The 23,131-nt window shown below is 63.0% G+C and carries 24 protein-coding genes and 1 tRNA gene; 14 read left to right on the top strand and 11 right to left on the bottom strand.

What is annotated here, in order from left to right; all coding sequences use genetic code 11:
• Nucleotides 1–346, top strand: a 346-nt coding sequence (locus F3H98_RS23840; RefSeq protein ID WP_149762546.1) for a transposase, incomplete at its 5' end; no start/stop codon positions are given.
• An 89-nt stretch (nucleotides 347–435) separates the two neighbouring features.
• Here F3H98_RS23840 and F3H98_RS23845 read toward each other — a convergent pair.
• Nucleotides 436–2,349: an adenylate/guanylate cyclase domain-containing protein gene (locus F3H98_RS23845; protein ID WP_149762840.1), complete on the bottom strand. Its 1,914-nt coding sequence runs from the start codon at nucleotides 2,347–2,349 to the stop codon at nucleotides 436–438.
• A 232-nt stretch (nucleotides 2,350–2,581) separates the two neighbouring features.
• Here F3H98_RS23845 and clpS point away from each other — a divergent pair, with 232 nt between their 5' ends.
• Complete coding sequence (gene clpS / locus F3H98_RS23850; RefSeq protein ID WP_149762841.1) at nucleotides 2,582–2,887, top strand: ATP-dependent Clp protease adapter ClpS; 306 nt, start codon at nucleotides 2,582–2,584, stop codon at nucleotides 2,885–2,887.
• Between the two features lie 86 nt (nucleotides 2,888–2,973).
• Here clpS and F3H98_RS23855 read toward each other — a convergent pair whose 3' ends face one another.
• The 4 genes from F3H98_RS23855 to F3H98_RS23870 form a co-directional block, all read right to left on the bottom strand.
• The gene (locus F3H98_RS23855) at nucleotides 2,974–3,834 is read right to left on the bottom strand and encodes an alpha/beta fold hydrolase (protein ID WP_244621862.1); all 861 of its coding nucleotides are present in this window, start codon (nucleotides 3,832–3,834) and stop codon (nucleotides 2,974–2,976) included.
• 13 nt (nucleotides 3,835–3,847) lie between these two features.
• A complete protein-coding gene (locus F3H98_RS23860; RefSeq protein WP_149762842.1) occupies nucleotides 3,848–4,222 on the bottom strand; it encodes a DUF1801 domain-containing protein in 375 nt (124 codons plus the stop codon).
• A gap of 28 nt (nucleotides 4,223–4,250) precedes the next feature.
• Nucleotides 4,251–4,664 (bottom strand): DoxX family protein, encoded by a 414-nt coding sequence (locus tag F3H98_RS23865; protein ID WP_149762843.1) that lies wholly within the window; start codon nucleotides 4,662–4,664, stop codon nucleotides 4,251–4,253.
• A gap of 258 nt (nucleotides 4,665–4,922) precedes the next feature.
• Entirely contained in the window at nucleotides 4,923–5,252 is a 330-nt protein-coding gene (locus F3H98_RS23870; protein ID WP_149762844.1) for an ArsR/SmtB family transcription factor, read from the bottom strand.
• 149 nt (nucleotides 5,253–5,401) lie between these two features.
• Between F3H98_RS23870 and F3H98_RS23875 the strand changes: the two genes are divergently transcribed.
• The 6 genes from F3H98_RS23875 to F3H98_RS23900 all read left to right on the top strand — a co-directional run bounded on the left by F3H98_RS23875 (nucleotide 5,402) and on the right by F3H98_RS23900 (nucleotide 12,288).
• Nucleotides 5,402–7,171 carry an adenylate/guanylate cyclase domain-containing protein gene (locus F3H98_RS23875; protein WP_149762845.1) on the top strand — a complete coding sequence of 590 codons (1,770 nt, stop codon included), beginning with the start codon at nucleotides 5,402–5,404 and terminating at the stop codon, nucleotides 7,169–7,171.
• Nucleotides 7,172–8,168: 997 nt separating this feature from the next.
• A complete protein-coding gene (locus F3H98_RS23880; protein WP_149762846.1) occupies nucleotides 8,169–8,930 on the top strand; it encodes a 3-hydroxyacyl-CoA dehydrogenase in 762 nt (253 codons plus the stop codon).
• Nucleotides 8,931–8,940: 10 nt separating this feature from the next.
• A complete protein-coding gene (locus F3H98_RS23885) occupies nucleotides 8,941–10,119 on the top strand; it encodes a CaiB/BaiF CoA transferase family protein (RefSeq protein ID WP_149762847.1) in 1,179 nt (392 codons plus the stop codon).
• A 34-nt stretch (nucleotides 10,120–10,153) separates the two neighbouring features.
• On the top strand, nucleotides 10,154–10,933 hold the full coding sequence (locus F3H98_RS23890) for a HugZ family pyridoxamine 5'-phosphate oxidase (RefSeq protein WP_149762848.1): 780 nt from the start codon (nucleotides 10,154–10,156) through the stop codon (nucleotides 10,931–10,933).
• Between the two features lie 161 nt (nucleotides 10,934–11,094).
• Complete coding sequence (locus F3H98_RS23895; protein WP_149762849.1) at nucleotides 11,095–11,436, top strand: ArsR/SmtB family transcription factor; 342 nt, start codon at nucleotides 11,095–11,097, stop codon at nucleotides 11,434–11,436.
• Nucleotides 11,437–11,490: 54 nt separating this feature from the next.
• Complete coding sequence (locus tag F3H98_RS23900; RefSeq protein ID WP_149762850.1) at nucleotides 11,491–12,288, top strand: TrmH family RNA methyltransferase; 798 nt, start codon at nucleotides 11,491–11,493, stop codon at nucleotides 12,286–12,288.
• 16 nt (nucleotides 12,289–12,304) lie between these two features.
• Here the strand turns inward: F3H98_RS23900 and F3H98_RS23905 are convergent, their stop codons facing one another.
• Complete coding sequence (locus F3H98_RS23905) at nucleotides 12,305–13,450, bottom strand: coiled-coil domain-containing protein (RefSeq protein ID WP_149762851.1); 1,146 nt, start codon at nucleotides 13,448–13,450, stop codon at nucleotides 12,305–12,307.
• Nucleotides 13,451–13,684: 234 nt separating this feature from the next.
• The gene (locus tag F3H98_RS23910) at nucleotides 13,685–14,263 is read right to left on the bottom strand and encodes a DUF1134 domain-containing protein (RefSeq protein ID WP_149762852.1); all 579 of its coding nucleotides are present in this window, start codon (nucleotides 14,261–14,263) and stop codon (nucleotides 13,685–13,687) included.
• 341 nt (nucleotides 14,264–14,604) lie between these two features.
• On the opposite strand from F3H98_RS23910, the gene chpT reads away from it, so the two are divergent.
• The gene (chpT, locus tag F3H98_RS23915; RefSeq protein WP_149762853.1) at nucleotides 14,605–15,234 is read left to right on the top strand and encodes a histidine phosphotransferase ChpT; all 630 of its coding nucleotides are present in this window, start codon (nucleotides 14,605–14,607) and stop codon (nucleotides 15,232–15,234) included.
• A 159-nt stretch (nucleotides 15,235–15,393) separates the two neighbouring features.
• Complete coding sequence (locus tag F3H98_RS23920) at nucleotides 15,394–15,762, top strand: response regulator (protein WP_149762854.1); 369 nt, start codon at nucleotides 15,394–15,396, stop codon at nucleotides 15,760–15,762.
• 85 nt (nucleotides 15,763–15,847) lie between these two features.
• Here F3H98_RS23920 and ctrA read toward each other — a convergent pair whose 3' ends face one another.
• Entirely contained in the window at nucleotides 15,848–16,543 is a 696-nt protein-coding gene (ctrA, locus tag F3H98_RS23925) for a response regulator transcription factor CtrA (RefSeq protein WP_149762855.1), read from the bottom strand.
• 446 nt (nucleotides 16,544–16,989) lie between these two features.
• Between ctrA and F3H98_RS23930 the strand changes: the two genes are divergently transcribed.
• A complete protein-coding gene (locus F3H98_RS23930; RefSeq protein WP_149762856.1) occupies nucleotides 16,990–17,367 on the top strand; it encodes a flagellar export protein FliJ in 378 nt (125 codons plus the stop codon).
• A 58-nt stretch (nucleotides 17,368–17,425) separates the two neighbouring features.
• Here the strand turns inward: F3H98_RS23930 and F3H98_RS23935 are convergent, their stop codons facing one another.
• The gene (locus F3H98_RS23935) at nucleotides 17,426–18,967 is read right to left on the bottom strand and encodes an MFS transporter (RefSeq protein WP_149762857.1); all 1,542 of its coding nucleotides are present in this window, start codon (nucleotides 18,965–18,967) and stop codon (nucleotides 17,426–17,428) included.
• Between the two features lie 122 nt (nucleotides 18,968–19,089).
• Here F3H98_RS23935 and F3H98_RS23940 point away from each other — a divergent pair, with 122 nt between their 5' ends.
• Nucleotides 19,090–19,959, top strand: a complete 870-nt coding sequence (locus F3H98_RS23940; RefSeq protein WP_149762858.1) for a LysR family transcriptional regulator — start codon at nucleotides 19,090–19,092, stop codon at nucleotides 19,957–19,959.
• 15 nt (nucleotides 19,960–19,974) lie between these two features.
• Here F3H98_RS23940 and sciP read toward each other — a convergent pair whose 3' ends face one another.
• On the bottom strand, nucleotides 19,975–20,250 hold the full coding sequence (sciP, locus tag F3H98_RS23945; protein ID WP_146299287.1) for a CtrA inhibitor SciP: 276 nt from the start codon (nucleotides 20,248–20,250) through the stop codon (nucleotides 19,975–19,977).
• 327 nt (nucleotides 20,251–20,577) lie between these two features.
• Here sciP and mnmA point away from each other — a divergent pair, with 327 nt between their 5' ends.
• On the top strand, nucleotides 20,578–21,768 hold the full coding sequence (gene mnmA / locus F3H98_RS23950) for a tRNA 2-thiouridine(34) synthase MnmA (RefSeq protein ID WP_149762859.1): 1,191 nt from the start codon (nucleotides 20,578–20,580) through the stop codon (nucleotides 21,766–21,768).
• Between the two features lie 35 nt (nucleotides 21,769–21,803).
• Here mnmA and F3H98_RS23955 read toward each other — a convergent pair whose 3' ends face one another.
• Nucleotides 21,804–22,757, bottom strand: coding sequence for a Gfo/Idh/MocA family protein (locus tag F3H98_RS23955; protein WP_149762860.1), 954 nt, complete (start codon nucleotides 22,755–22,757; stop codon nucleotides 21,804–21,806).
• Nucleotides 22,758–22,975: 218 nt separating this feature from the next.
• Between F3H98_RS23955 and F3H98_RS23960 the strand changes: the two genes are divergently transcribed.
• A tRNA-Met gene (locus F3H98_RS23960) sits at nucleotides 22,976–23,052 on the top strand.
• The last annotated feature ends 79 nt before the right edge of the window (nucleotides 23,053–23,131 follow it).

The following is a 23,131-nucleotide window of genomic DNA, read 5'->3' on the forward strand; positions in this document are numbered from 1 at the left end:
GCCAATCAACGGCGAGTGCTTCCGCGCCTATGTCGAGCAGCAGCTCGTACCGGTGCTCAGGCCCGGCGACATCGTCGTGATGGACAATCTCGGCTCCCACAAGTCGGCAGCCGTCCGGCAAATGATCCGCGCCGCCGACGCCAGGCTTTGGTACCTGCCGCCCTACTCGCCAGACCTCAACCCGATCGAACAGGCTTTCGCCAAGATCAAGCATTGGATGCGCCTCGCACAGAAGCGAACCATTGAGGATACCTGGCGAGATGTCGGCAACCTCGCCGCAAACATCGAGCCCCACGAATGCTCCAACTACTTCGCAAACGCCGGATACGCTTCTGTCAAAACCTGAAATGCTCTAGAGCGCGTTTCCGGTCCTGAAAGAACCGGAAACGCGCTAACGTGTGGCCAACGTAATCGCTAGAGGGATTTCCCGATGCTCTAGGTCGCCGTTGCCGCCACCCGCGGTTGCCGCGCCGCCGTTTCGGGCGCCTTGGCCCGGGCGAGATCGGCGAGGAACCGATCCATGAGGGGCGAATTGCCGAAGCGCCGGTAGTCGCGTTCTCCAGCCAGCGAAAACTGTGGGTTGGCGGCAACCAGTCGCGCCATCGTCGCCTGTGCCTGGTCCATCTCTCCACGGCCCACCAGCAGCGCGGTGCGGATCAGCAGGCAGTCCTGTTCCTGCGGCGACCGCATCAGGCATTCGTTGAGCACGCGGTCCGCTTCGTCGACGCGCCCGGCAGCGTAGAGAGCCTGCCCATGCACGTAGGTATAATATTCGGGCGCCAGGGGATGAAGACGGCGGGCGCGCTCGGCGTTGACGACCGCTTCGGCATAATCGCCGAAGCGCACTTGCGCCTTCGCCAGGGCCATCATGCTGTCGGGGTCGTTGGGGTTCAGTTCCACCGAGCGACGCGCGGCCTGCAGGCCACCCTCATAGTCGGCGCTGGCCGCCAGTCCGAAACTCAGCGCCTGATAGCCGGCGGCAAGGTTGGGATCGAGCCGGATTGCCTGGCGCACTTCGCTCAAACCGGTCTCGATGTCGGCTTTCGTGGCGCGCCCGCTTACACCCTGCACCGCATCGACGATATACGTCATCCCGAGATGTGCGCGGGCGGCCGCATAGCCGGGATCGAGTTCCAGCGCCCGGTGCAGCAACGCACGGGACGCAAGCAGGGCTTCGCCATCTCCGGAACCGTGCTTGTAGCGATTGCGGGCCTGCAGCAGAAGGTCGTAGGCCTGCAGGTTCTCGGTCGGACGTTCGGCGGATGCGTTGGCTTCGGTTTGGCGAACATAGGAAACGAGGTGCGCCACGATTTCCGAGGTCAGTTCCGTCTGCACGGCGAAGACGTCATCGACGCGGCGATCATAGCTGCGCGACCATAGGTGCGCGCCGCTGCGCGTATCGATGAGCTGCGCGACGACGCGGAGCTGGTCGCCGGCCCGCCGTGCACTGCCCTCGACGATGTAGCCGGCATTCAGCCGCCTGCCCAGTTCGCGTGTGTCGGCCGGCTGGCCGCGCAGCGCAAATGTCGAGTTGCGGGCGATCACCTGCAGTTCGGGGTTGCGGGCAAGCTCGGTGATGATGTCCTCGGTCAGTCCGTCGACAAAATAAGTCTCGTTGGCATCGCCGCTCATATTATCGAAGGGCAGCACCGCAACCGCCGGCCGCGCATCGGCGCGCTCGACACCAACCAGTCCGGCCAGACTTTGGGTGATGCCGCCGGCGATGCTCTGGAATCTGGCCGTGTCGCTGGCTGCGAACGCGATCATCGCGATTGCTGCTGCACCGGCAGCGTAGGCGGCGATCGCCCGTCTGCCTCCGAGCGCGCGCCTCAGCCGGGGCGCCATGCCGTTTCCGCCGTTTTTCAGCCGGACAGCATAGACGTCGAACGACTCGCGGATGTTCTTGATGTGCCGGCGCCCGACGCGGGAAAAATGCGCGCCGCGGTTCCTGTCGGCGCCGCGCACCACCGCGTCGCTGACAAAGATGCTGCCGGGATCGGCCATCGCCTCCAGCCGTGCGGCGACGTTCACGCCGTCGCCGAACATGTCGCCATTGTCTTCGATGACGTCGCCGAGATTGACGCCGATGCGCAGATCAAACGGGCGGTCCTCGAAGCCGGCCTGGATTTCTATTGCCGCGTCCAGCGCCTCGTTGACGCTCGGAAACGTCGCCAGGAACCCGTCGCCGGTGCTCTTGTAGGTGCGTCCGCCATGGCGCTGCAGCACGGGCACGATGAGGTCATCGAAAGCGGAGCGCAATGCCGAATAGGTCGCCGCTTCATCGTCCGCCATGAGTCGGCTGTAGCCGACGATGTCGCCGGCAACGATCGCGGCAAGCTTGCGTTCCATCTCGACCTCAAATTGCCCCGCATTTTCGCCCTAACACACGCAGCCCTTCACAGGCCAATCACGGTTCGGTGCGACGCCCGGCGAGCTACCGCATCGGCCCGCATTTTGTTGGAGCGCAGATGGCCTGAGTACATGCAGCGCTGGATTGGCTGCATCGCGCGGGGCGCGGAAGCGGTGGACCAGCCGCGACGGATATGCGAAACTTTGTCGACGCGCCGCTGTTGTCGCCCAGATGCCCGACTCCCTCACCATACCCCGCACCAAAGTCCGCCCAAAGACAGAGCGGCCGAAGCTGCACAAGGTCATTCTGCTCAACGACGACTACACGCCGCGGGAGTTTGTCGTCAGCGTGCTGAAGGCCGAATTCCATGTCGGCGAGGACCTCGCGCAGAAGATCATGATCACCGCGCACCGACGTGGCGTCTGCGTCGTTGCCGTGTTCACCAAGGATGTCGCCGAGACCAAGGCGACCCGCGCCACCGAGGCCGGCAAGGCCAAGGGTTATCCCTTGCAATTCACTACCGAGCCCGAGGAATAGGCGCGAGAAGGATCAAGCTCTGACGCCGAAGTACCCCTCGCCCCGTTCCGGCGGGGCGAGGGTCGGGGTGAGCGGCAGCTACGCTGCTACTTGACCTCCTTGTCGAAGAAGTTGGTGACCATCGGCACCAGTATATCGGTGCGCTCCATCACCGCCATATGCGAGGTGCCCGGCAGGATGGCGAGTTCGGTGGTCCCCGCGCTCATGAAGTCGGGCGAGTGGCCGCCGCCGCGCAACCGGAAAATCTCCACCGAATGCTCCGGCTGGATCACGTCCGCATCCGTCGAAATCACCAGCGTCGGCGCCTTGATCGCCTTGATCGCGTCGGCCGGCCAATCCTGCGGCGTCGTGTCGAGCTTGACCAGCTTGGCGACGAGCTTCGAAAAATTCTCCGGCTGCGGCGCCAGCTTCTTGTATTCGGCTTCCATCGGCGAGCCGGCAAACACCTCCGGCGTCATCTGGCCGATCATGGCGACAAGTTCCGGATACATGCCCGCGGTCTTGTATGTGCCGGACGCCGCCGCCAGCCGGCGCACGCGTTCCGGATGCCGGATGGCAAGCTGATATGCCAGCGTGCCTCCCATCGAATATCCGAATATATCGGCCTGCGCGACGCCCAGCTCCTCCATCAGCGCGTCGACGTCGTCGGCCATCGCCTCATAGGTGATCGGCCGGTCGATGTCGGCGGTGCGGCCGTGCGCCTGCAGGTCCATCGCGATCACCTGGCGGGTTTTCGCCAGCCCGTCGATCATCGGTTTCATCGATTCGGTGGACATGTAGGCGCCATGCAGTACCATCACCGGCCGCCCGCTGCCGTGCACCTCGTAGTGCATCTTCAGCCCGTTGACGTCGGCATAGCCTTTTTTGGCGGGCTGGGCGACGGCCGCCGGGACGGCAACCGAGAGCCCGACCGTGACGGCAACCGCGGCACAGATCATTTTCAGCATTTTCTTCTCCTCGTCAGGTCTTCTTGATCTTCATCGGGTCGCCCCTTTCGCGGTTGAGCGCCACGCCCGCCGCCACCAGCTTGCCGATATCGGCGCCATCGATCTCGCCCGGCCCCTTGAGCGTGATGGAGGCCATCTTGAAGCTGCCCGATGGTTCGAGCCTCGCGTCGAGATCGGTCATCTCCGCGCCCCGCCAGAAACCCAGCGTGACATGTGCCTTGTGCGCCTTGAACAGTGCGACCGCGCCGCCTGCCTCATAGATCGGATGGCCCCATTTGAAGTCTTCGCTCACCGCACCCGTAGCCAGGATTTCCCGACGCAGCATGGCGGCCACCGCCGCCTGCCAGCCGGACAGGCCGGCGATGTAGTCATCCACTTTCTTGCTCATCGACTTGCCTCAAAAAAACGTTTCTTCTTCAGTTGCTGAACGGGATCAGCGCCCGGACGCGCGGATCGCGAAACCACAGCCCGCCCCACAGGATGACGCCGAGATAGACGCCGAACAGCGTGTGGGTGAACAACGGACTGCCGATGCGGAAATGCGTGGCGACCGCGCCGCCCATGTAGGCGGTGAGCAGGATGGCGCCCAGCACCGCTGTACGCGGATAGGCATAGAGGATCAGCGAGACGAGGCCGAGAATGCCGAGCGTGCGGGCAAACGCCGCTGTCGCCGGCAGGCCGATCTGCGCCGAGGTTTCGGTGACCACGGCCAGCGGCACCAGCTTGATGCTGCTGTCGAACAGCATGAACAGGATGAACAGCCCGCTCAGCACGCGGCCGGTCCACAATTGGGCGTTGGAAACGGGGGCGGTCAGGGTTGTGGTTTGCATGTCATTTCCTCGTTGAATTTGGACTTTGCCGTATTGCTGGACCGAGGACGAACAGTCTTCGGTCCAGCCGACATGTCCGGCGAACTTTTTTCGCATGCCGGAAAACGGTAGTAATTCCAGTCGGTTATTGTTTCTGGAGTTCGGCCGGAGCTGGATTTCGGGAAACCTGATGGCGTTTTCGGAACGCCAGCGCCGTCTCGGTTTCCTGCGATGTGTTGAGATTCAGGTCAGGCCGGCATCACTTGAATATCGACACCCCTAGGTGCCGCCTTGCAGTTGCGCCAGGTAGTCCTCCAGCCGGTCCAGCCGCTCCTCCCACAGCCGGCGGTAGGTGCCCAGCCAGTCGTCCACCTCGCGCAGCGGTTCGGCCCGCAGCGTGCGCGGCCTGAACTGGGCATCGCGGCCGCGCGCCACCAGCCCCGCCTTCTCCAGCACGCGAAGATGCTTGGAGACGGCCGGAAAGCTCATCTCGAACGGCTCGGCAAGCTCGGTCACCGAGGCCTCGCCGAGCGCCAGCCGCGCCAGTATGGCGCGCCGGGTCGGGTCGGCCAGGGCGGAAAGCGTCATGCTCAGACTGTCGGTTGCCATTTATAAAACCACACGGTTATGTAACTGATTGGTTTTATATGCCGCGTTAAATTCGCTGTCAAGCGGGACACGATGGACCCGCCACATGGACTTGCGCCTGCCGGGATCATAAGCTTCGCCCGGTGCGTTTCAGGCGAGGAACAGTTTTTTTGCCCACCGATCGCGTGGTACGCAGGTTAGCCGCCGTTCTAGCCATCGATATGGTCGGCTACAGCAGACATATGGAAGCCGACGAGGCGGGAACCATCGCCCGTCAGAAGGTGCATCGCCAGGAAGTCATCGACCCCATCCTCAAGGAACATTCGGGCCGCATCGCCAAGACCATGGGCGACGGTCTGCTGGTCGAGTTCGCCAGCGTCGTCGACGCGCTGGAGTGCGCCCTGCGCATCCAGCGCGGCATCGCCAGGCTCGAGGCCAAGGGTCCGAAAGACCGCCGTATCCAGTATCGCGCCGGCATCAACCTCGGTGACATCGTCATCGACGGCGACGACATTCTGGGTGACGGGGTCAACATTGCGGCGCGCCTCGAAGCGCTGGCGGAGCCCGGCGGCATCTTCGTTTCGGCCAGCGTCTTCGAACAGGTGGTCGGCAAGCTCAATGTCGCCTTCGACAATCTGGGGGAGCAGCAGGTGAAGAACATCCGCAAGCCCGTCCGCATCTACCGGGTGCGCCTGGAGATCATGGCCGACGCTTCCGGAAGCGAGGCATCCGGTCTGTCGGGCGGCGCCGTGAAACCGTCGATCGCCGTGCTGCCCTTCCAGGACATGAGCCCCGACCGCGACCAGGAATATTTCGCCGACGGCATTTCGGAAGACATCATCACCGATCTGGCGCGCAGCCAGTCCTTTTTCGTCACCGCCCGCAACTCCTCCTTCACCTACAAGGGCAAGCCCGTCGACGTAAAGCAGGTGGCCGGCGAACTCGGCGTGCGCTACGTGCTCGAAGGCAGTGTGCGCAAGGGCGGCAGCCGGGTCCCCATTACCGCCCAGCTCATCGACGCCGCCACCGGCAACCACGTCTGGGCTGAACGCTACGACCGCGAGCTCGACGATATCTTTTCCGTCCAGGACGAGATCGCAGCCAGCATTGTCGGCGTCGTGGCGCCGGAACTGATCGGCGCCGAGATGCGGCGCGCCCGCCGCAAGGATCCGGCCGGCATGGGCGCGTGGGATCTGGTGATGCGCGCCAACTGGCACGCCTGGCGCCTCACCGTGGAAGACAACGCCGAGGCAAAAAGGTTTGCCGGCCAGGCGATCGGCCTCGATCCTCGCATGGCGCGTGCGCGCGTGGTGCACGCCATGTGCGATATCTGGGACGTGCTTTACGGCTGGAGCGGCAATCCGCTCAAATCGCTGGCCAGTGCCCACGAGATGGCGCGCACCGCCGTCGAGCTCGATCCGCGCGACGCCGAGGCGCACACCATTCTGGGTGTCGTCACCCTGTTCACCCGCGATTTCGACGACGCGCCGCGGCGGCTGGAAACCGCGCTCGGCCTCAACGCCAACCTCGCTTTCCCGTATATGTGGGGTGGCGGATATTATGCCTTCACCTCCGAGCCCGTTAAGGCGCGGGAGTATCTGACCCGGGCATTGCGGCTCAGCCCCCGCGATCCCGCCAACTACTGGACATACGCCTTTTTCGGCCTCGCCGATTTTTCCGAGGGGCATTACGAGGAAGCCGCCGAATGGGCGCTGAAGGCGATGCATCTGCAGCAGGATTTTCCGACCGCCCATCGGCTTCTCGCCGCGAGCTACAGCAGGCTCGGCCTCACCGCGCAAGCCGAAGCGGCGATCCAAGGCCTGCTCGCGATCGCACCTGGCACAACAATCGCCCGCACCCGCGCCGGGGTGCCGTGGAAGGACCCGGCGATCATGGACCGCTACCTCGACGCGCTTCGCAACGCCGGCCTGCCGGACTGATGTTGCGCCTCCCCTTCTCCCCTTGTGGGAGAAGGTGGCCGAGCCCGAGCTTGCGAGGGTGAGGTCGGATGAGGGGTGCCGGGCGAAGCGCGACGCATCAGGCTGGAAACACCCCTCATCCGCCTTCGCTGCGCTCAGGCACCTTCTCCCACAAGGGAGGAGGCCGGTTCCCCCCAGTTGTCAGCATCTGTCAGCAGTCTTTGTTTTTCTTTTATCCACACCCCTTTCCACCTCCTGCATAGTTGTCGGCAGTTTCTCCTGCGGGAACGCCGATCATGACGGTGGTTTGCGGGGAGGAACCGGCGCTTCGGGCAAGCGGCTAACGTGGCCGTGGAGACGGAGGGCTGTCCCAGAGTCTCTACGATTTCCCGCGTTGACGGGAACCAGGCGCGGTATGATCTGGCGCTGACACGTAGAAACCACCGGTGCATACCGGAAGGTCCGATGTTGGGAGATGGGATGGCCGAAAATCGCCGGCGGGGCGCTGGGAAGGCGCCAGATTACTTACTTACGAGGTGCTGACCCAGCGCCCCGCTTCCCGACTTCTTTCATGCAATGGCCAGACGCGAAAGCGGGCGTGGCAACGGAGAGGCTTGTGCTGATGGAAAAAAGAAAATCCCCCTCTCCGTCTCGGCTTCGCCTCGACACCTCTCCCCGCTTCGCTGGGGCGAGGAACCGCTGCCGCGATGCCAGCGCTTCTCCAGCTTGGGTTCCTCGCCCCTGCGAAGCGGGGGAGAGGTGGTTTGCGCAGCAAACCGGAGAGGGGGTTTTACATGCAGGACTGCGGAAGCAGGGCTGGGATGAGGGGCAGCGTCCACGCCCATCCGCTCCCCGGAACGGGGGAGAGGCGAAGCCGAGACGGAGAGGGGGTCTTGCAGACGTAAAGACGCCGGCAAGCCTTACGGGAGCGCCCGAACCAATGCCCCGCTGGCCTTTCCCTACTGCCCTGCATAGGCTATCGCCAAATCGAACAGCCATCACCCGGAAGGAACCCGAAATGAATCCATCAGGCCACATCGTGATCGTCACCGGCGGCGGTTCGGGGCTCGGCGAGGCGACCGCCCGGGCGCTCGCCGCGAAAGGCGCGAAAGTGGCAGTGCTCGACGTCGGCATGGAGCGCGCTGAAAAGGTCGCGGCCGACATCGGCGGCATCGCCGTCAAATGCGACGTGTCGAGCGCCGAAGGGGCGCAGGCAGCGGTGGCCGAGGTGGCCGGCAAGCTCGGCGAACCGCGCATCCTGGTCAACTGCGCCGGCATCGCCATCGGCGTGAAAACCCTTGGCAAGGAGGGCCCGCATCCGCTCGATTCCTACCGCAAGGTAATCGAGGTCAACCTGATCGGCACCTTCAACATGATCCGGCTGGTCGCCGACCGCACCCAGAAGCTTGAACCGCTCACGAGCGGCGAGCGCGGCGTGATCGTGAACACGGCAAGTGTCGCAGCCTATGACGGCCAGATCGGCCAGGCCGCCTATTCGTCTTCCAAGGGCGGCGTGGTCGGCATGACGCTGCCGGTGGCGCGCGATCTCGCCCGCTCCGGCATCCGTGTCGTCACCATCGCGCCCGGCATTTTCAAGACGCCGATGATGATGGGCATGCCGCAGGAGGTACAGGATTCGCTCGGCGCCTCGGTGCCCTTCCCGTCGCGGCTGGGCGAGCCATCGGAATACGCCGCACTTGCCGTGCATATCGTCGAGAACCAGATGCTCAACGGCGAAACCATCCGCCTCGACGGCGCCATCCGCATGGCGCCGAAATAACGGTGGCCGCATGACGGCCGGCGCACAGAACCAGGAGAAGCCCGGCCCCCTTGCCGGCCTGAGGATCATCGAGATGGCGGGCCTCGGGCCGGTGCCGCTGGCCGGGCTGATGCTGTCGGAGCTCGGCGCCAACGTGATCCGCATCGAGCGCAAGGGGAACGGCGACAGGCCATTCCTCGCCGTGCCGCCGGACTACGATCTCGACCGCCATGGCCGCGACGTGGTCAAGGTCGACCTGAAGCGGCCGCAAGGCATCGCCCTGATGTTCGAGCTCATCGGCAAGGCCGACATCCTGGTCGAGGGATTCCGTCCCGGCGTGATGGAGCGGCTCGGGCTCGGGCCCGCCGAATCGCTCGCCCGCAACCCGCGGCTGATCTACGGTCGCATGACCGGCTTCGGCCAGGACGGTCCGCTGGCCGACCGTGCCGGCCACGACCTCACCTATCTCGCCTATTCCGGCATCCTTCACGCGATCGGTCCCAAAGATGGCAGGCCGGTGCCGCCGCTCAACCTCGCCGCGGATTTTGGCGGCGGCACCATGTTCCTGATCATGGGGGTGCTGGCGGCGCTGTTCGAACGCCAGCGTTCCGGCAGGGGCCAGGTGATCGACGCGGCGATGATCGATGGCGTGTCGATGCTGGCATCACCTTTCTTCGCCTTCATGGCGACAGGTTTCTGGCAGGACCGTCGCGGCTCCAATCTGCTCGATTCCGGCGCGCCCTTCTACGACACCTACGAGACCGCCGACGGCGGTCATGTCGCTGTCGCTTGCCTCGAGCCGCAATTCTTCGCCGAATTCGCCAGGCTCTTGCCGCTCGATGAAAAATACGCGGCGTTGCAATACGACAGAACCCAATGGGACGGCATGCGCGCGGCAATCGCGACGCGCATCGGCCAGAAGACCCGCGACGAGTGGGCGGAAATCTTTGGATCGACCGATGCATGCGTCGCGCCGGTTCTTTCCATGAGGGAAGCGCCAGACCATCCGCACAACCGGTCCCGGCAGACCCATCAGATGGCCGGCACATTGAAACGCCCGGCGCCGGCGCCGCGGTTTTCGCGCACGCCGGCCGAAATCGCTGGACCGTCCGAGCGCACCCCGCACATGCTTTCCACGGCCCTGCAGCGTTTCGGCATGGACGCCGGCGCGATATCGGCACTTGCGGATGCGGGAGTGATCGGCGAATAAGTTGAGTTGTTAAATCAGCATTTAGGAATCCGGCGTGGAAGAGAAAAAGGAAGTCATTCGTCCAACCGACGCCGAGGCGATCCGCCTCGCCAGGACGCTGATTCGCACTGCCCGCTTCGGCGCCATCGCGGTGCTCGACCCGGCAACCGGAGCGCCGCTCGCAAGCCGCGTCGGCGTAGCAACCGACATCGACGGCGCGCCGCTCATCCTGGTCTCGATGCTTGCCGCCCACACGCGCTCGTTGCTTGCCGATTCGCGGTGCTCGCTGCTCGTCGGCGAGCCCGGCAAGGGCGATCCTCTCGCCCATCCTCGAATCACGATTTCTTGCAGAGCGTTACAACTTCAGAGGGAAACGCCCGAACAGGCGCGTGCCGAGCGGCGTTATTTGAACCGTCACCCGAAGGCCAGGCTCTATGTCGGCCTCGGTGATTTCCATTTCTTCAGGCTGGAACCGGAGGGCGCCAGCCTGAATGGCGGCTTCGGCAAGGCCTATGTCCTTGGCCGCTCCGAGCTGCTGGCCGATTCGGACGTGGCGCAAGACCTTGCCGGCGCGGAGCAATCGGCTATCGATCACATGAACAGCGACCATGCCGACGCAATTTCCGTGTATGCGCGGGCTTTTGCCGGTGCCAGCGAGGCAAAGTGGACCATCACCGGCATCGATCCGGACGGGCTCGATCTTGCGGCCGGCGACGAGACGCGGCGCGTGTTCTTTCCCGAGCCGTTGGCCAGTTCCGGTGACCTGCGCAAGATTCTGGTCGAGCTGGCGGGCGAAGGCCGGCGCAAGCTCGCCGGAAGCTCCCCTCAGATGTGATAGAAACTACTACAGGACCGCTTGTACTTTAGACGAAAGTGGGTAGTTTGCACAAATACGGCCTGTATTCGGATTTGCGCATATATGCGCGGACAGGTTGCAATTATCGGCGCTATGCCCCCTAGCGTCCGACCGAGTGATGAAGCTTGTGCGGGGGTTTGATGATTTCCAAGGAATTGATCCGGAACGCCGACAAGGCCGCGGAATTTTTGACGATGCTGGGCAACAGCAAGCGGCTGGTCATTATGAGCCATCTTCTTGAGGGCGAGCTTTCGGTCGGGGCCATCGCCGAACGCGTGCCGCTCAGCCAGTCGGCCCTGTCGCAGCACCTTGCCAAGCTGCGCAGCCTCGATCTCGTCCAGACGCGACGGGACCGGCAGATGATCTACTACAGCTGCAAGTCGGTCGCCGTGCGCCGGCTGTTCCTGACCTTGGACGACATCTTCGGCGACACCGAGGAGCAGAGGCCGCCCAGACGGGTTCTTGCAGCGGTTCGCCCTTGACCTTCGGGTGAGATCGGACCCATCTCCACCGTCGAGTTATGACGAGTGGAGTTCATGCAGCCGATCCCTATAAACGATCCCGAGGATCCGCGCGTCGCCGCCTACCGTGACGTGCGCGAGCGCGACCTGGCTGGCCGCCAGGGCCGTTTCGTGGCCGAGGGCAAGGTCGTGCTCAACGTGCTTTTCGCGGCACGGCGGTTCGAGGCGGAATCCGTGCTGGTGCTGGAAAACCGGCTTGCCGGCCTTGCCGCGACGCTCGCGGCTGCGCCCTCGGATCTCCCGGTCTATGTCGCCTCCGGCGCCGTCATGGATGCCATCGCCGGCTTTCACATCCATCGCGGCATTCTTGCGATCGGCAGGAAGCGCGCTCCCCTTTCGGTCGACGAGACGCTTGCCACGCTGCCGGCTCGCGCCCTTGTGATCGCGCTGGTCGGCATTTCCAATCACGACAACATGGGAGCCATTTTCCGCAACGCCGCGGCCTTCGGCGCGGATGCGGCGCTGCTCGACGACACCTGCTGCGACCCGCTCTATCGCAAGGCGATCCGGGTTTCAGTGGGTGCCGTGCTGAAGGTGCCGTTCACCGTGGGCGGCAATGCGCAAGACCTTGCCGCCGGACTGGCGCGGCGAGGTTTCGGCCAGATCGCGCTCTCGCCGAATGGCGTCGCCGACATTCGCGATATCCCGCGCTCGAACAGGATGGCGTTGTTTCTCGGGACCGAAGGGGAAGGCCTGCCGGCACCGCTACTTAGCCAGCTGCAAACCGCGCGGATCGCCATGGCGGAAGGCTTCGACAGCCTCAATGTCGCCGCCGCATCGGCAGTCGCCCTGCATCGGTTGCGCGACGGCTGACGAGGCTTCCCGGCGCCTAGTTGCCCGAAGCCTTCTGCAACGCACGCACACGGTCGGCCAGGCTGGGAAGGCCGCCGGCGGTTTTGCTTGCCGTGACATCGGCTGCCGGTGTCGAAAGCGCCTTCCTGATCGCCGAATCCGGCTCGTCGAGCATTGCCGTCAGGCTCACCACCTCCGCCGCGAGCTGATGTATCTGCTCGCGCAGCAACGCATCGCCGCCGGCTTCCATGCCACTGCCGTCGACCAGCGTTTTCTGGCGCAGCTTCTTGTTCTCCCGCGTCAGCGTGGTTAGCCGGCTTTCAAGCCGGTCCCGTTCGGCACTCAGTCGTGCGAAGCTTGCATCGGCTTCGCCGTTTCGGCCGGCTAGTGGCGGGCCATCGTTCTCGCTGGTGGATTTCAAGCCGGGATCGTTCGCGTCGATCTCCGCGCCATCTGTGCGCAAACCCGACAGTTCCTGCTCCCTATACCCTTCAGAAAGCAACTGCTCGATCTTCTTCTCGAGTTCGGCAACGCGCTTGCGCTCGGTCATGATGGTTTCCTTGAGTGCGGCGTTGTCGGCCGTGAACTCTGCCAGGCGGCGCTCCATGTCCTTGCGTTGGCTGCGCAACCTGGACAGATCGATCGACATCTTGTCGATCTCGGATTCGCGCCCGGCGATCTCGATCTGGCGGCTGGAGGAAAGGAACGTCACCTCTTCATAGGTCTGGCCAAGCTTGTCGAGTTCGGCCGCACGCTTCTCGATCAGGTCATCGGCCTCGCGCAGGCGCGCCGAAAGGGCTGCGATCTGTTCGTCGCGCTCGTTTAGCTTCGCCAGAAGCTCGGGCACCCTGGCCTCAAGCCCGGTGAGTTGTTCGCGCTTGCCGGCGGTTTCGCCAGTGAGACGCCGGAGTTCCTCGCGGCTGCGGTTGAGCTCGATCAGTTGGTCGGCCGCCCTCTCCTTCAGCGCTTTGACATTGATCTCGAGGCGGCGAATGGCCATCGCGCCCTCTGCGCGCGCCCGGTCGGCCTCAGCCTGCATTTCATTCAGCGTCAGCGGCGTCGATGCTTCGATGCGTTTGCGCGTCAGCGAGACGGCCCGGCGCCAGACGGCTGGCGCCACCATTAAGGCGAGAAAAGTCGCGCTGAGAAAGCCGAGGATGAAAAACAGCGTCGACTGGATCACGTGAAATCACCTGCTCCGCATGGCAGGCCGGCGACCTTCTTTCGACGCCAGGCCAATTCCTAGAGCATTTTGCAGCCAGGTGGAAACACCTGGCGTCGCACAAATGCGGCTAAACAAACCAATGGAGCGGAATGTCCGGTTCAGCTTGAATGCATTCCGCTCCACAGCCGCATCGCCCGCCGCGGCGCCTTGAGTCAAGGGGCGGCGGGCAGCAAGCGTTGCGACGGACAGCGCTCAGAACGGATTCCAGGTCGGCTTCGCAGTGAGTTTGAGATAGCCCACATTCACGCCGAGTCGCGCGCCGACGCCGGTGCGGATCGGAACCAGCAGCATGTTCTCGTGCTTCAGTACGTTGAAGCCGAGGCCAGCCACCACATAGGCCGATCCTGCGACGCCGACAAAGCGCCTGTACAAATTGTTCGTATCGTCGAGATTGTAGACGAGGATCATCGAGCGCGATCCCTGGCCGCCAAAATCCCAGCCGAGCGAAGGCCCTTGCCAGAAAACTTTGTGGTCGCCGGCATTCTTCGTATAGAGCGTGCCTTCGCCATAGGTGAGGCCGCCGACAATGGCGCCGGAACCTTCTTCGCCGAGTACGTAGCCGTTTGGCAGCCCGTACGAGGCGAACGCCTTTTCCACCAGGGTCGCCAGTCCGCCGGACGTCGCGCCAAAAAAGCCATGCCCGGCATCGACGATTTCCTGCGCCGTGTACTGTTCGGCGCGTGCCGCCGCCGAGAAGGCAAGCGACGCGAAAATGGCCATCAACGCCACGATGATCCGAAAATGAATTCGGCTGTTTTGTCTGGGAAACATGCTTCCAAATCTCCGTCCTGGAGCACTTCCGCCGACACCTCTGCCACGCGCGACTCTGACGGTCGCTTGATTCGGCATATCACGGTCAATTTAGGCCGTAATCCTTTTTCAACCATTAAGCTCCGGCATGAACATGGCAGTTCGAAGGCTGCGCCCGCCGCTTGCGCGCCTCCATGGACGAAAACTTGCGCAAGGAGGCCGTTTTCGCATGTTTTGAGCCGGGTTTTCTTGATGCCTGCGCGCCCGCTGTGTAACCACATTGCGGCGATGTGAATGTATGATTCGCCGGTAGGCGAGCAGAAACAGGCAACGCCGGCACGCGAAACGCGGGGACATGATAAATGGCTGAACTTTTCACGCTTACCGCGCCGGATCTGGCCGCGCTTCTGTGCAGCCGCGTCTGCCACGACATTATTTCGCCGGTCGGAGCCATCAACAACGGCCTCGAGCTGCTCGACGAGGGGGGCGCGGATGAAGACGCCATGAACCTGATCCGCACGAGCGCCCGCAACGCCTCCGCACGCCTGCAATTCGCCCGCATCGCGTTCGGGGCCGCCGGTTCAGCCGGCATGCTGATCGACACCGGTGACGCCGAAGCTGTCGCCATAGGTTTCCTCAAGAACGAGAAGCCTGAGCTCGTTTGGAACGGCACCCGCGCGCTGCTGCCGAAAAACAAGGTCAAGCTTCTGCTCAATCTGGTGTTGATCGCCAACGGCGCCATTCCGCGCGGCGGCAAGATCACGGTAACGCTCGACAATCTGGAAACCGAACCGAAGTTCACGCTTGCCGCCTCAGGGCCGATGGTGCGCGTGCCGCCGAAATTTCTCGAGATGCACTCCGGCAACAAGCCCGAGGAAGCCATCGACGCCCATGCCGTGCAGCCCTACTACACGCTGCTTCTGGCGCGCGAGGCCGGCATGACAATTTCGATCCGCGCAACCGCGGACGAAATCGTTCTCTCGGCAAGCTGAGGCAACCTTTGCGCGAAAATCGACGGGAAATGCAGGGGTCAGCACCCCTTGCTGACAACTTTACGTTTCCGATTTCCCGGTTCTTTACAGGCAACGGATATGTTTGAGCCATCCCGCTCAAGCGTTTCCGGCTCGAGCGGGCGCCTGGGGGACCGGAAAATGAAGCGCTGCATGTTCGTCGACGATTCAAGCGTCATCCGCAAGGTTGCCAGGCGCATCCTTGGCGGTCCCGACATGATCGTCATCGAGGCAGCGTCCGGCTACGACGCCCTTGAGGTGTGCATGCACGACATGCCCGACATCATCGTCGTCGACGCCGCCCTGCCCGACATGTCGGCGGAGGAATTCATCCGGCGCGTGCGCGCGATCCAGGTCCCCGTAAAGCCGCAGATCGCCATCTGCCTGACCGAGGTCGACATCGGCGCGATCATGCGCGCCAAGCGCGCCGGCGCACAGGGATATCTGTTGAAACCGTTCAACCGGCCGCAATTGCTGGAACGCTTCCGCAGCCTCGAACTGGTTGCGTGATTCGCATACTCACCAGCAAATTAGCCGGCTTATAATGAAAAAAACCCGGCAGAACTGCCGGGTTTTTTATGAAACTCGGGAGAGATTAGGCGCTTTCGCGAATGTCCTCGGGCTCGCGCAGCACGTAGCCGCGGCCCCAGACTGTTTCGATGTAGTTCTGGCCGCCAGACGCCGCGTCGAGCTTCTTGCGCAACTTGCAGATGAAGACGTCGATGATCTTCAGTTCCGGCTCGTCCATGCCGCCGTAAAGATGATTGAGGAACATTTCCTTGGTCAGCGTCGTGCCCTTGCGCAGCGAAAGCAGCTCCAGCATCTGGTATTCCTTGCCGGTCAGATGCACGCGCTGGCCACCGACTTCGACGGTCTTGGCGTCGAGATTGACGATCAGGTCACCGGTCGAGATAACCGACTGGGCATGGCCCTTCGAGCGGCGCACGATGGCGTGAATGCGGGCGACCAGTTCGTCCTTGTGGAAGGGCTTGGTCATGTAGTCGTCTGCGCCGAAGCCAAGGCCGCGAACCTTGTCCTCGATACCGGCCATGCCGGAAAGGATCAGGATCGGCGTCTTCACCTTTGACAGGCGAAGCGTGCGCAGAACCTCGTAACCCGACATGTCAGGGAGGTTCAGGTCGAGGAGAATGATGTCGTAGTCGTAGAGTTTCCCGAGATCCACGCCTTCTTCGCCGAGATCGGTCGTGTAGACGTTGAAACTCTCCGATTTCAGCATCAATTCGATGCTTTGTGCGGTCGCACTGTCGTCTTCAATCAGCAGAACACGCATTTCATTCCCCTTTTCTGCGACCGAACCGTTTTTCGCGTATCCGGACCGGCGCAGTGATTGCCTTAATCGGAGGCTGCCACCGAATGGTTAACAAAATCTAATTCCGCCTGCAATGCGATATCAGATTTTTTAGCTATTGGCCACACCCTCTTGAATCTAATGATGAATCGCCCGTATCGGTGACCACCGAAAAACATTAACAAACCGGAATATGTGACTCTGGTCGCTGACCCTTTGGCACCCACCGGTTGGACTGGAATTTTTACCCTGCCTTAAGTCCTGACGCGTATGATTAACAATGCCCGTAAACGAATGGTTACCGGCGGACCAAAATCTTAGGAATTTGTTTTCCAAAGCGGGTCCGCAATGCCGGTGAGTCGGAGACGGCTGCGTGTGTTGTAGGTTGCGGCCGCAAGGCCTGGGTAACTGCGTTGGAGTACCGAGACATGAAGTCACGCGAGAACCTTGTTCGGCTGAAGCAGTTCCAGGTCAACGAAAAGCGCCGCCAGCTCCAGCAGCTCGACATGATGATCGCGGAATTCGACCGCATGGCGACCGAACTGGAGGTGCAGATCAACGCCGAGGAAAGGAAGGCGGGGATCACCGACATCAACCATTTCGCCTATCCGACCTTCGCCAAAGCGGCCCGTTTGCGGCGCGACAACCTCAAAAACTCCCAATTCGATCTTGCCCAGCAGAAAAGTGCTGCCGAATCCATACTCGCCGAAGCTGAAGCGGAGCTTTCCAAGGCGGAAATGCTGGAATCCCGCGACAGCAAGATGCGCGAGACCGGAACCGACGGCCGCAACGCCATGATCGGCTGAACTGGATCAGCCAGACGATTGCGTCCGCCTCCCTCATGCCCAAATCGCCAGTAGAAAGTCAGCCAGCACTGGATTCCTGAGGTACGACCTTTTCGGCGCGCCCGAAGATCGCGAGACTGAGAGCCGCCAGCCCCAGCACGCCGACACCTCCGTAAAGCATCACCCAGTTGAAGCCATTGACGAGCGCGGCATGGAAGACGGCGCCGGACGTATTCATCGACGACAGTTCAGGTAGATATTGCGCAAGCGACGCGATATCGCCCGCCGCGATCTTCTCGGCAGCCGATTGCATCCGCGCCGCATCGATCCCGACAGGCAGGGCGCCCCTCAGGAAGGACAGGATGCCTTCCCGTAAGACGAACCCCATCATGGCGATGTTGATGGCAAGCGTGATCAGCCTGGCGCTCATGTCGATGCCGCTGGCCATGCCCGCTCGCGCCCCCGGAACCGATCCGGTGGTCGTGTTGGTCACCGGCGTGTGAGTTACGCCAAGCCCGATGCCCGCGAGTAGATTGCCTGGAAGCATCGTCAGCCAGCTGGCCCCCTCGACGTTGCTGCCGTAGCGCATCAGCAGGAAGCCCAGCCCGATCGTCGCCAGGCCTGCCGGAATGACGATGCGCGGGTGGTAGCGCAGCGACAGGCGCTCGGCCAACGGAGGCAGGACGAGCGTCGGCAACGTGTAGGCCAGCAGCGACATGCCGGTGGTGACCGCATCGTAGCCCAGGCCAACCTGAAAATAGATCGGCAGATAGATCATGAACGGCCAGAAGCTGAAGTTCATGCCGACGCAGCCGACGATCGCTCCCGAGAAATTGCGGATGCGGAAGACGGAAAAGTCGAACATTGGACGTGTGCTGAGCCTTTCCGCACCGACGAAAGCGATGAAGGCAAGCACGGACACGACGAGAATGACGAGCGCCGGGGTGCTGGCGAAGCCGAGTTCGGGTCCCTGCGTGATGAAATAGACGAGGCCAAAAACAGCGGCCGACAGGGTGAAGATTCCGGCGATATCCAGCTTTTCCGCTTCCGGATCGCGCGATTCCGCCACGCCGGCAAGGACGAGAAGAAGTGTGAGCACGGTCAAAGGGACATGCACCAGAAACACCCATGGCCATCCTGTCGCAGCAACGATGACGCCACCGACGATGGGGCCGAAACCGAGGCCTATGCCGCTGATGACGCCCCATACGGCAAAGCCCCTGGCGCGCTCGCCGCCCTCGCGGAACTGATGCGAGAGGATTGCGATGGAGCAGATCAGCATCGCGCCGCCGCCCATGCCTTGCAGGAACCGGGCAACGATCAGCACTGCCGGATTTTCCGCGAGGCCGCAAAGCAACGATGTGACGCCGAACACCGTCAGGCTGATGACGAAGATACGCTTGCGTCCGTAGCGGTCGGCCAGTGTCCCAGTCGCCATCAGAACCGTGGTGCAGGCGATGGTGTAGGCATTCATGATCCATTGCAGTTCGCTGAACCCCGCCCCCATCGCCTTTTCAAGGATCGGCAGGATCACTGGAACGCTGGAGATTTCGAGGCCGAACATCAGCGCGGCGAGACAGACGGCCATAAGGGCAATCGTGTTGTTATTGGATTTATGCATCGCTCTTTCTCAGCTGGCTTGGGAGGTGTCTGCCGTGGCAGCCCCGGAGCCGCGCTTGTAGGCGAGCATCATTCATGATAGAAATGATTTAATTTCATCAGAATAATTATGGGTTATAATGAATGGATTTCGATCCAACCCTGCTCCGCGCTTTCGTCGCGGTCACCGAGACTGGCGGCTTTTCCCGCGCTGCGCGGCAGCTGCATCTTACGCAATCCGCGATCAGCCATCAGATCCGGCGGCTGGAAGAGCAGGTTGGCCGGCCGCTGCTGTACCGCACGACACGCAGCCTGACCCTGACCGAGGATGGCGAGGATTTTCTGCGCCATGCCGAGCGGATATTGCAGATGCTCGATGCGATGTCGGGTCGCTTCAGGCCGTCGCCCGTGCACGGGGCGGTGCGGGTCGGCGTGCCGGAGCCGTTCCTCGGCGAGCGGCTGCCTGTGCTGCTGCGTCGCTTTGCCTGCGCCTTCCCCGGTGTCCGGCTTGACGTCAGCGTCAGCACCTATCTCGATCTGCGCAAGATGGTTCAGGCCGGCGAACTCGATCTTGGCGTGCTGATGTCGACGGCGCGCGATGCCGATGTCGGCACAGTGCTGAGAAAGGCACAGTTCGTCTGGGCAGCGGCCGAAACATTCGAAGCGCCGCAGGGCGTTCCGCTGCCACTTGCGCTGTCGCTACCGGGATGCGTCAACCGGCAGGTCGGCTTGGACGCGCTGAGCGGGACGCCGGTCGAATGGCACACGGTTTTCACCTCGCCAAGCCCGCACGGCATCCGCGCCGCGGTGCAGGCGGGGCTCGCCGTCACCACGCTGACCCGGGAAGAAGTAGAACCGGGGATGAAGATCGTCGACGGCCAGTATGGCCTGCCGGCATTGCCGGACGGCCATTTCACACTGGTTTGCGGTGCCGGCGGCAGCACGCCGGCCGTTGAGGCGTTCGCCCGGATGATGACGGATATGGGCCAGGTTCCCGCAACTGCGCGTTCGTGACCCGGATCCTGCTCCCTAATGCCGGTATTGCTGGATTCGCGTGGTGCGCAGGCCGGCAAGCCCGTATTCGTCGATGGATGCCTGCCAGGACAGGAATTCCTCGACCGTCAGCTTGTAACGCTGGCACGCCTCGTCGAGGCTGAGCAGGCCGCCACGCACGGCTGCAACGACTTCCGCCTTGCGCCGGATAACCCAGCGCCTCGTATTGGTCGGCGGCAGATCGGCAATGGTAAGCGGGCTGCCGTCGGGCCCAATAACATATTTGACTCGCGGTCTAACCAGATCGGTCATTCTACTCTCTACACAAACTTAAAAGACCCAATCACGATCACCATAACGCGATGGCTTTAAAAATTGCCTAAGCGCCTGGTAAGCGAAAGGTAATGATAGTTAAGGATAGTGAGGCACTCGTTAGCTTTGATGTTCCATTTCAATTCAAAGTTTCCCGATCGCACGGCGAACCAATCTCTTACCGGGCCAGAGCGGAAAACGCCGACCGTGCGGCCCTACCACTCCCCTTTTCGTTGACGTTGCCGCGGAGGTGGCGCTTCGCTGGTGCTTGACCTATATTCCCCGCATTGGCATGAAGCCGGCAGTCGAACAGCGGAAATTGCGATCATGAATAGCCTGGACCTTCCGGGGCGCCCCGAAGAGACCCGAATCGTCGTTGCGATGTCGGGCGGTGTTGATTCGTCCGTCGTCGCCGGCCTTCTGAAACACGAGGGTTACGACGTCGTCGGCGTCACCTTGCAGCTCTACGATCATGGCGCAGCCACCCACCGAACCGGCTCCTGCTGTGCCGGCCAGGATATCGCCGACGCGCAGCGCGTCGCTGAAACGCTCGGCATTCCGCACTATGTGCTCGACTACGAGGAACGCTTCCGCAAGGCGGTGATCGATCCGTTCGCCGAGAGCTACGTTTCGGGCGAGACGCCGATCCCCTGCGTGTCGTGCAACCAGACCGTCAAGTTCGCCGATCTCCTGGCGACCGCCCAGGAGCTTGGCGCCGCCGCGCTGGCCACCGGCCATTATATCCGCAGCCGCGCCAACGGGGCGCACCGTGCGCTCTACCGTCCGGTCGACGCCGACCGCGACCAGAGCTACTTCCTGTTCGCCACGACGCAGGAGCAGATCGATTATCTGCGTTTCCCGCTCGGCGGCATGTCGAAGCCAGCAGTCCGCGCCGTCGCCGAGGAGATGGGGCTCAGCGTCGCCGCCAAGGCCGACAGCCAGGACATCTGCTTCGTGCCGCAGGGCAAGTATTCCGACATCATCGCCAAGCTGAAGCCAATGGCGGCCTCCCCGGGCGACATCGTGCATATCGACGGCCGCGTGCTCGGCCGCCATGACGGCATCCTGCGCTACACGATCGGCCAGCGGCGCGGCATTGGCGTCGCCTCGGGCGAGCCGCTATACGTGGTGCATCTCGATGCCGACCTCGCCCGCGTCATCGTCGGGCCGCGCGAGGCGCTGGAGACCCACAAGATCTATCTGCGTTCGGTCAACTGGCTGGGCGACGGCAATCTTTCGGACATTCCGGCCGGGGGGATGGAACTATTCGCCAAGGTGCGCTCCGCGCGGCCGCCGCGGCCGGCCGTGCTGCATCAGCGCGCCGGCACGACCTGGGTGGAACTGGTCGACGGCGAATCCGGCATTGCGCCCGGCCAGGCCTGCGTTCTCTATGGCGATGACGGTGACGACGCCCGCGTCTTCGGCGGCGGCTTCATCGAACGCTCCGAGCGTGGCGCCGAGGCCGAAGCGATGCTGTCGAAGCTGGTCAGCCAGCCGCCGCGCGTGGCGGCGGAATAGGCAGTCTTCTTCTACTGCCTACTGCCTACTGCCCCTCAATCGTGGGTGACCGTTCCGGCTGTGAGTATCTTCAGCACACGGACGGCTTCCTCGCCGCCGGTGCGTGGCGCTTCGCGGGTCTCGATGCATTGCAGGAAGTGCTGCAGTTCGCGCGTCAGCGGCATGCCCTCATCCACCGGCACATAGGACGGCTCGTTCTGGGTGAAAGCCCACTGGCCGCTGTCCTGCCACACGGCGTGCCGGTAGACGGCGAGTTTTCGCTCCCACGGCTCGACATCGTCGAACACCGCCATCGCCCTGGTGCCGACAACGGTCAACCGGCGCTCGCGATAGGGATTGAGGCGCGAGGTGAAGAGATGGCTGCGCAGCCCGTTGGGGAAGCGCATGTGAAGATGCGCGAAATCGCTAAGGTGGTCGAGCAGTGCCGCCCCCTCGCCGCGAATCTCCAGCGGTTCCGTGCCGGTGATCGCCAGGATCATCGACAGATCGTGCGGCGCCAGGTCCCAAAGCGCATCGTTTTCGGTATGGAACTTGCCGAGCCCCAGCCGGTGTGAGTGGATGTATTTGACCTCGCCCAGTTCGCCGCTGTCGATCAGCTCTTTCAGCCGCTCGAAAGCCGGGTGGAAACGCAGTACATGGCCGACCATGAAGATGCGCTTGTTGGCCTCGGCGACGCTGACGGCGCGCTCGGCATCGGCGACGGTGAGCGCGATTGGCTTCTCGACCAGCACGTCCTTGCCGCTCTCGACCGCCTTGATGGCGTATTCGGCGTGAAACTGCGGCGGCAGCGCCATGACGATGGCGTCGACCTCGGTGCGGGTGACCAGTTCGTCGGGCGCGATCGCCAGGCATTCCTGCTCGCTGGCGAAACCTTCGGCGCGCGCGAGGTTGGCGTCCGAAACCGCGTAGAGGGCGCCGAGCGATTTGAGCGTGCGGATGTGGTTGCTGCCCCAATAGCCGCAACCAAGAACAGCGATACGCGGTTTCATCAATTCCTGACCAAGAATGCGTGGCGGAGACATAACGATGCGGCGGGTGGAACTCAACCCCGCGGCGGCGCAGTGCCGGGGATACTGCGATCTTCTTGCCGCAGGCCTCCTGACGGCGCTTGACAGGGTCGGCGTCGCAACCTTATATCCGCGCGACCTTGGCGCTGGCCGGACGAACCCTCATCGATTGGGCTCTCCAGGCAAGGCGCCGTCCCGATGGCGGGGTAGCTCAGTTGGTTAGAGCACGGGAATCATAATCCTGGGGTCGGGGGTTCAAGTCCCTCTCCCGCTACCATCACTCATACAAACTGCGTGCCAACTGGCGACGAGAGACACCCTGGCCCGCTGCGTCCGCGTGGCGGCTAGCCAACACG

Source organism: Neomesorhizobium albiziae, from assembly GCF_900114255.1.
Lineage (GTDB): Bacteria > Pseudomonadota > Alphaproteobacteria > Rhizobiales > Rhizobiaceae > Neomesorhizobium > Neomesorhizobium albiziae.

Excerpts from the sequence above, each read along its gene's own strand:
- F3H98_RS23885 (WP_149762847.1), top strand. The coding sequence starts at position 8,941 with ATGACGGCCGGCGCACAGAACCAGGAGAAGCCCGGCCCCCTTGCCGGC.
- ctrA (WP_149762855.1), bottom strand. The coding sequence starts at position 16,543 with ATGCGTGTTCTGCTGATTGAAGACGACAGTGCGACCGCACAAAGCATC.
- F3H98_RS23940 (WP_149762858.1), top strand. The coding sequence starts at position 19,090 with ATGGATTTCGATCCAACCCTGCTCCGCGCTTTCGTCGCGGTCACCGAG.
- F3H98_RS23860 (WP_149762842.1), bottom strand. The coding sequence starts at position 4,222 with ATGAGCAAGAAAGTGGATGACTACATCGCCGGCCTGTCCGGCTGGCAG.
- F3H98_RS23880 (WP_149762846.1), top strand. The coding sequence starts at position 8,169 with ATGAATCCATCAGGCCACATCGTGATCGTCACCGGCGGCGGTTCGGGG.
- sciP (WP_146299287.1), bottom strand. The coding sequence starts at position 20,250 with ATGACCGATCTGGTTAGACCGCGAGTCAAATATGTTATTGGGCCCGAC.
- F3H98_RS23900 (WP_149762850.1), top strand. The coding sequence starts at position 11,491 with ATGCAGCCGATCCCTATAAACGATCCCGAGGATCCGCGCGTCGCCGCC.
- mnmA (WP_149762859.1), top strand. The coding sequence starts at position 20,578 with ATGAATAGCCTGGACCTTCCGGGGCGCCCCGAAGAGACCCGAATCGTC.
- F3H98_RS23845 (WP_149762840.1), bottom strand. The coding sequence starts at position 2,349 with ATGGAACGCAAGCTTGCCGCGATCGTTGCCGGCGACATCGTCGGCTAC.
- chpT (WP_149762853.1), top strand. The coding sequence starts at position 14,605 with ATGGCTGAACTTTTCACGCTTACCGCGCCGGATCTGGCCGCGCTTCTG.
- F3H98_RS23865 (WP_149762843.1), bottom strand. The coding sequence starts at position 4,664 with ATGCAAACCACAACCCTGACCGCCCCCGTTTCCAACGCCCAATTGTGG.
- F3H98_RS23930 (WP_149762856.1), top strand. The coding sequence starts at position 16,990 with ATGAAGTCACGCGAGAACCTTGTTCGGCTGAAGCAGTTCCAGGTCAAC.
- F3H98_RS23920 (WP_149762854.1), top strand. The coding sequence starts at position 15,394 with ATGAAGCGCTGCATGTTCGTCGACGATTCAAGCGTCATCCGCAAGGTT.
- clpS (WP_149762841.1), top strand. The coding sequence starts at position 2,582 with ATGCCCGACTCCCTCACCATACCCCGCACCAAAGTCCGCCCAAAGACA.
- F3H98_RS23955 (WP_149762860.1), bottom strand. The coding sequence starts at position 22,757 with ATGAAACCGCGTATCGCTGTTCTTGGTTGCGGCTATTGGGGCAGCAAC.
- F3H98_RS23870 (WP_149762844.1), bottom strand. The coding sequence starts at position 5,252 with ATGGCAACCGACAGTCTGAGCATGACGCTTTCCGCCCTGGCCGACCCG.
- F3H98_RS23910 (WP_149762852.1), bottom strand. The coding sequence starts at position 14,263 with ATGTTTCCCAGACAAAACAGCCGAATTCATTTTCGGATCATCGTGGCG.
- F3H98_RS23935 (WP_149762857.1), bottom strand. The coding sequence starts at position 18,967 with ATGCATAAATCCAATAACAACACGATTGCCCTTATGGCCGTCTGTCTC.
- F3H98_RS23895 (WP_149762849.1), top strand. The coding sequence starts at position 11,095 with ATGATTTCCAAGGAATTGATCCGGAACGCCGACAAGGCCGCGGAATTT.
- F3H98_RS23855 (WP_244621862.1), bottom strand. The coding sequence starts at position 3,834 with ATGCTGAAAATGATCTGTGCCGCGGTTGCCGTCACGGTCGGGCTCTCG.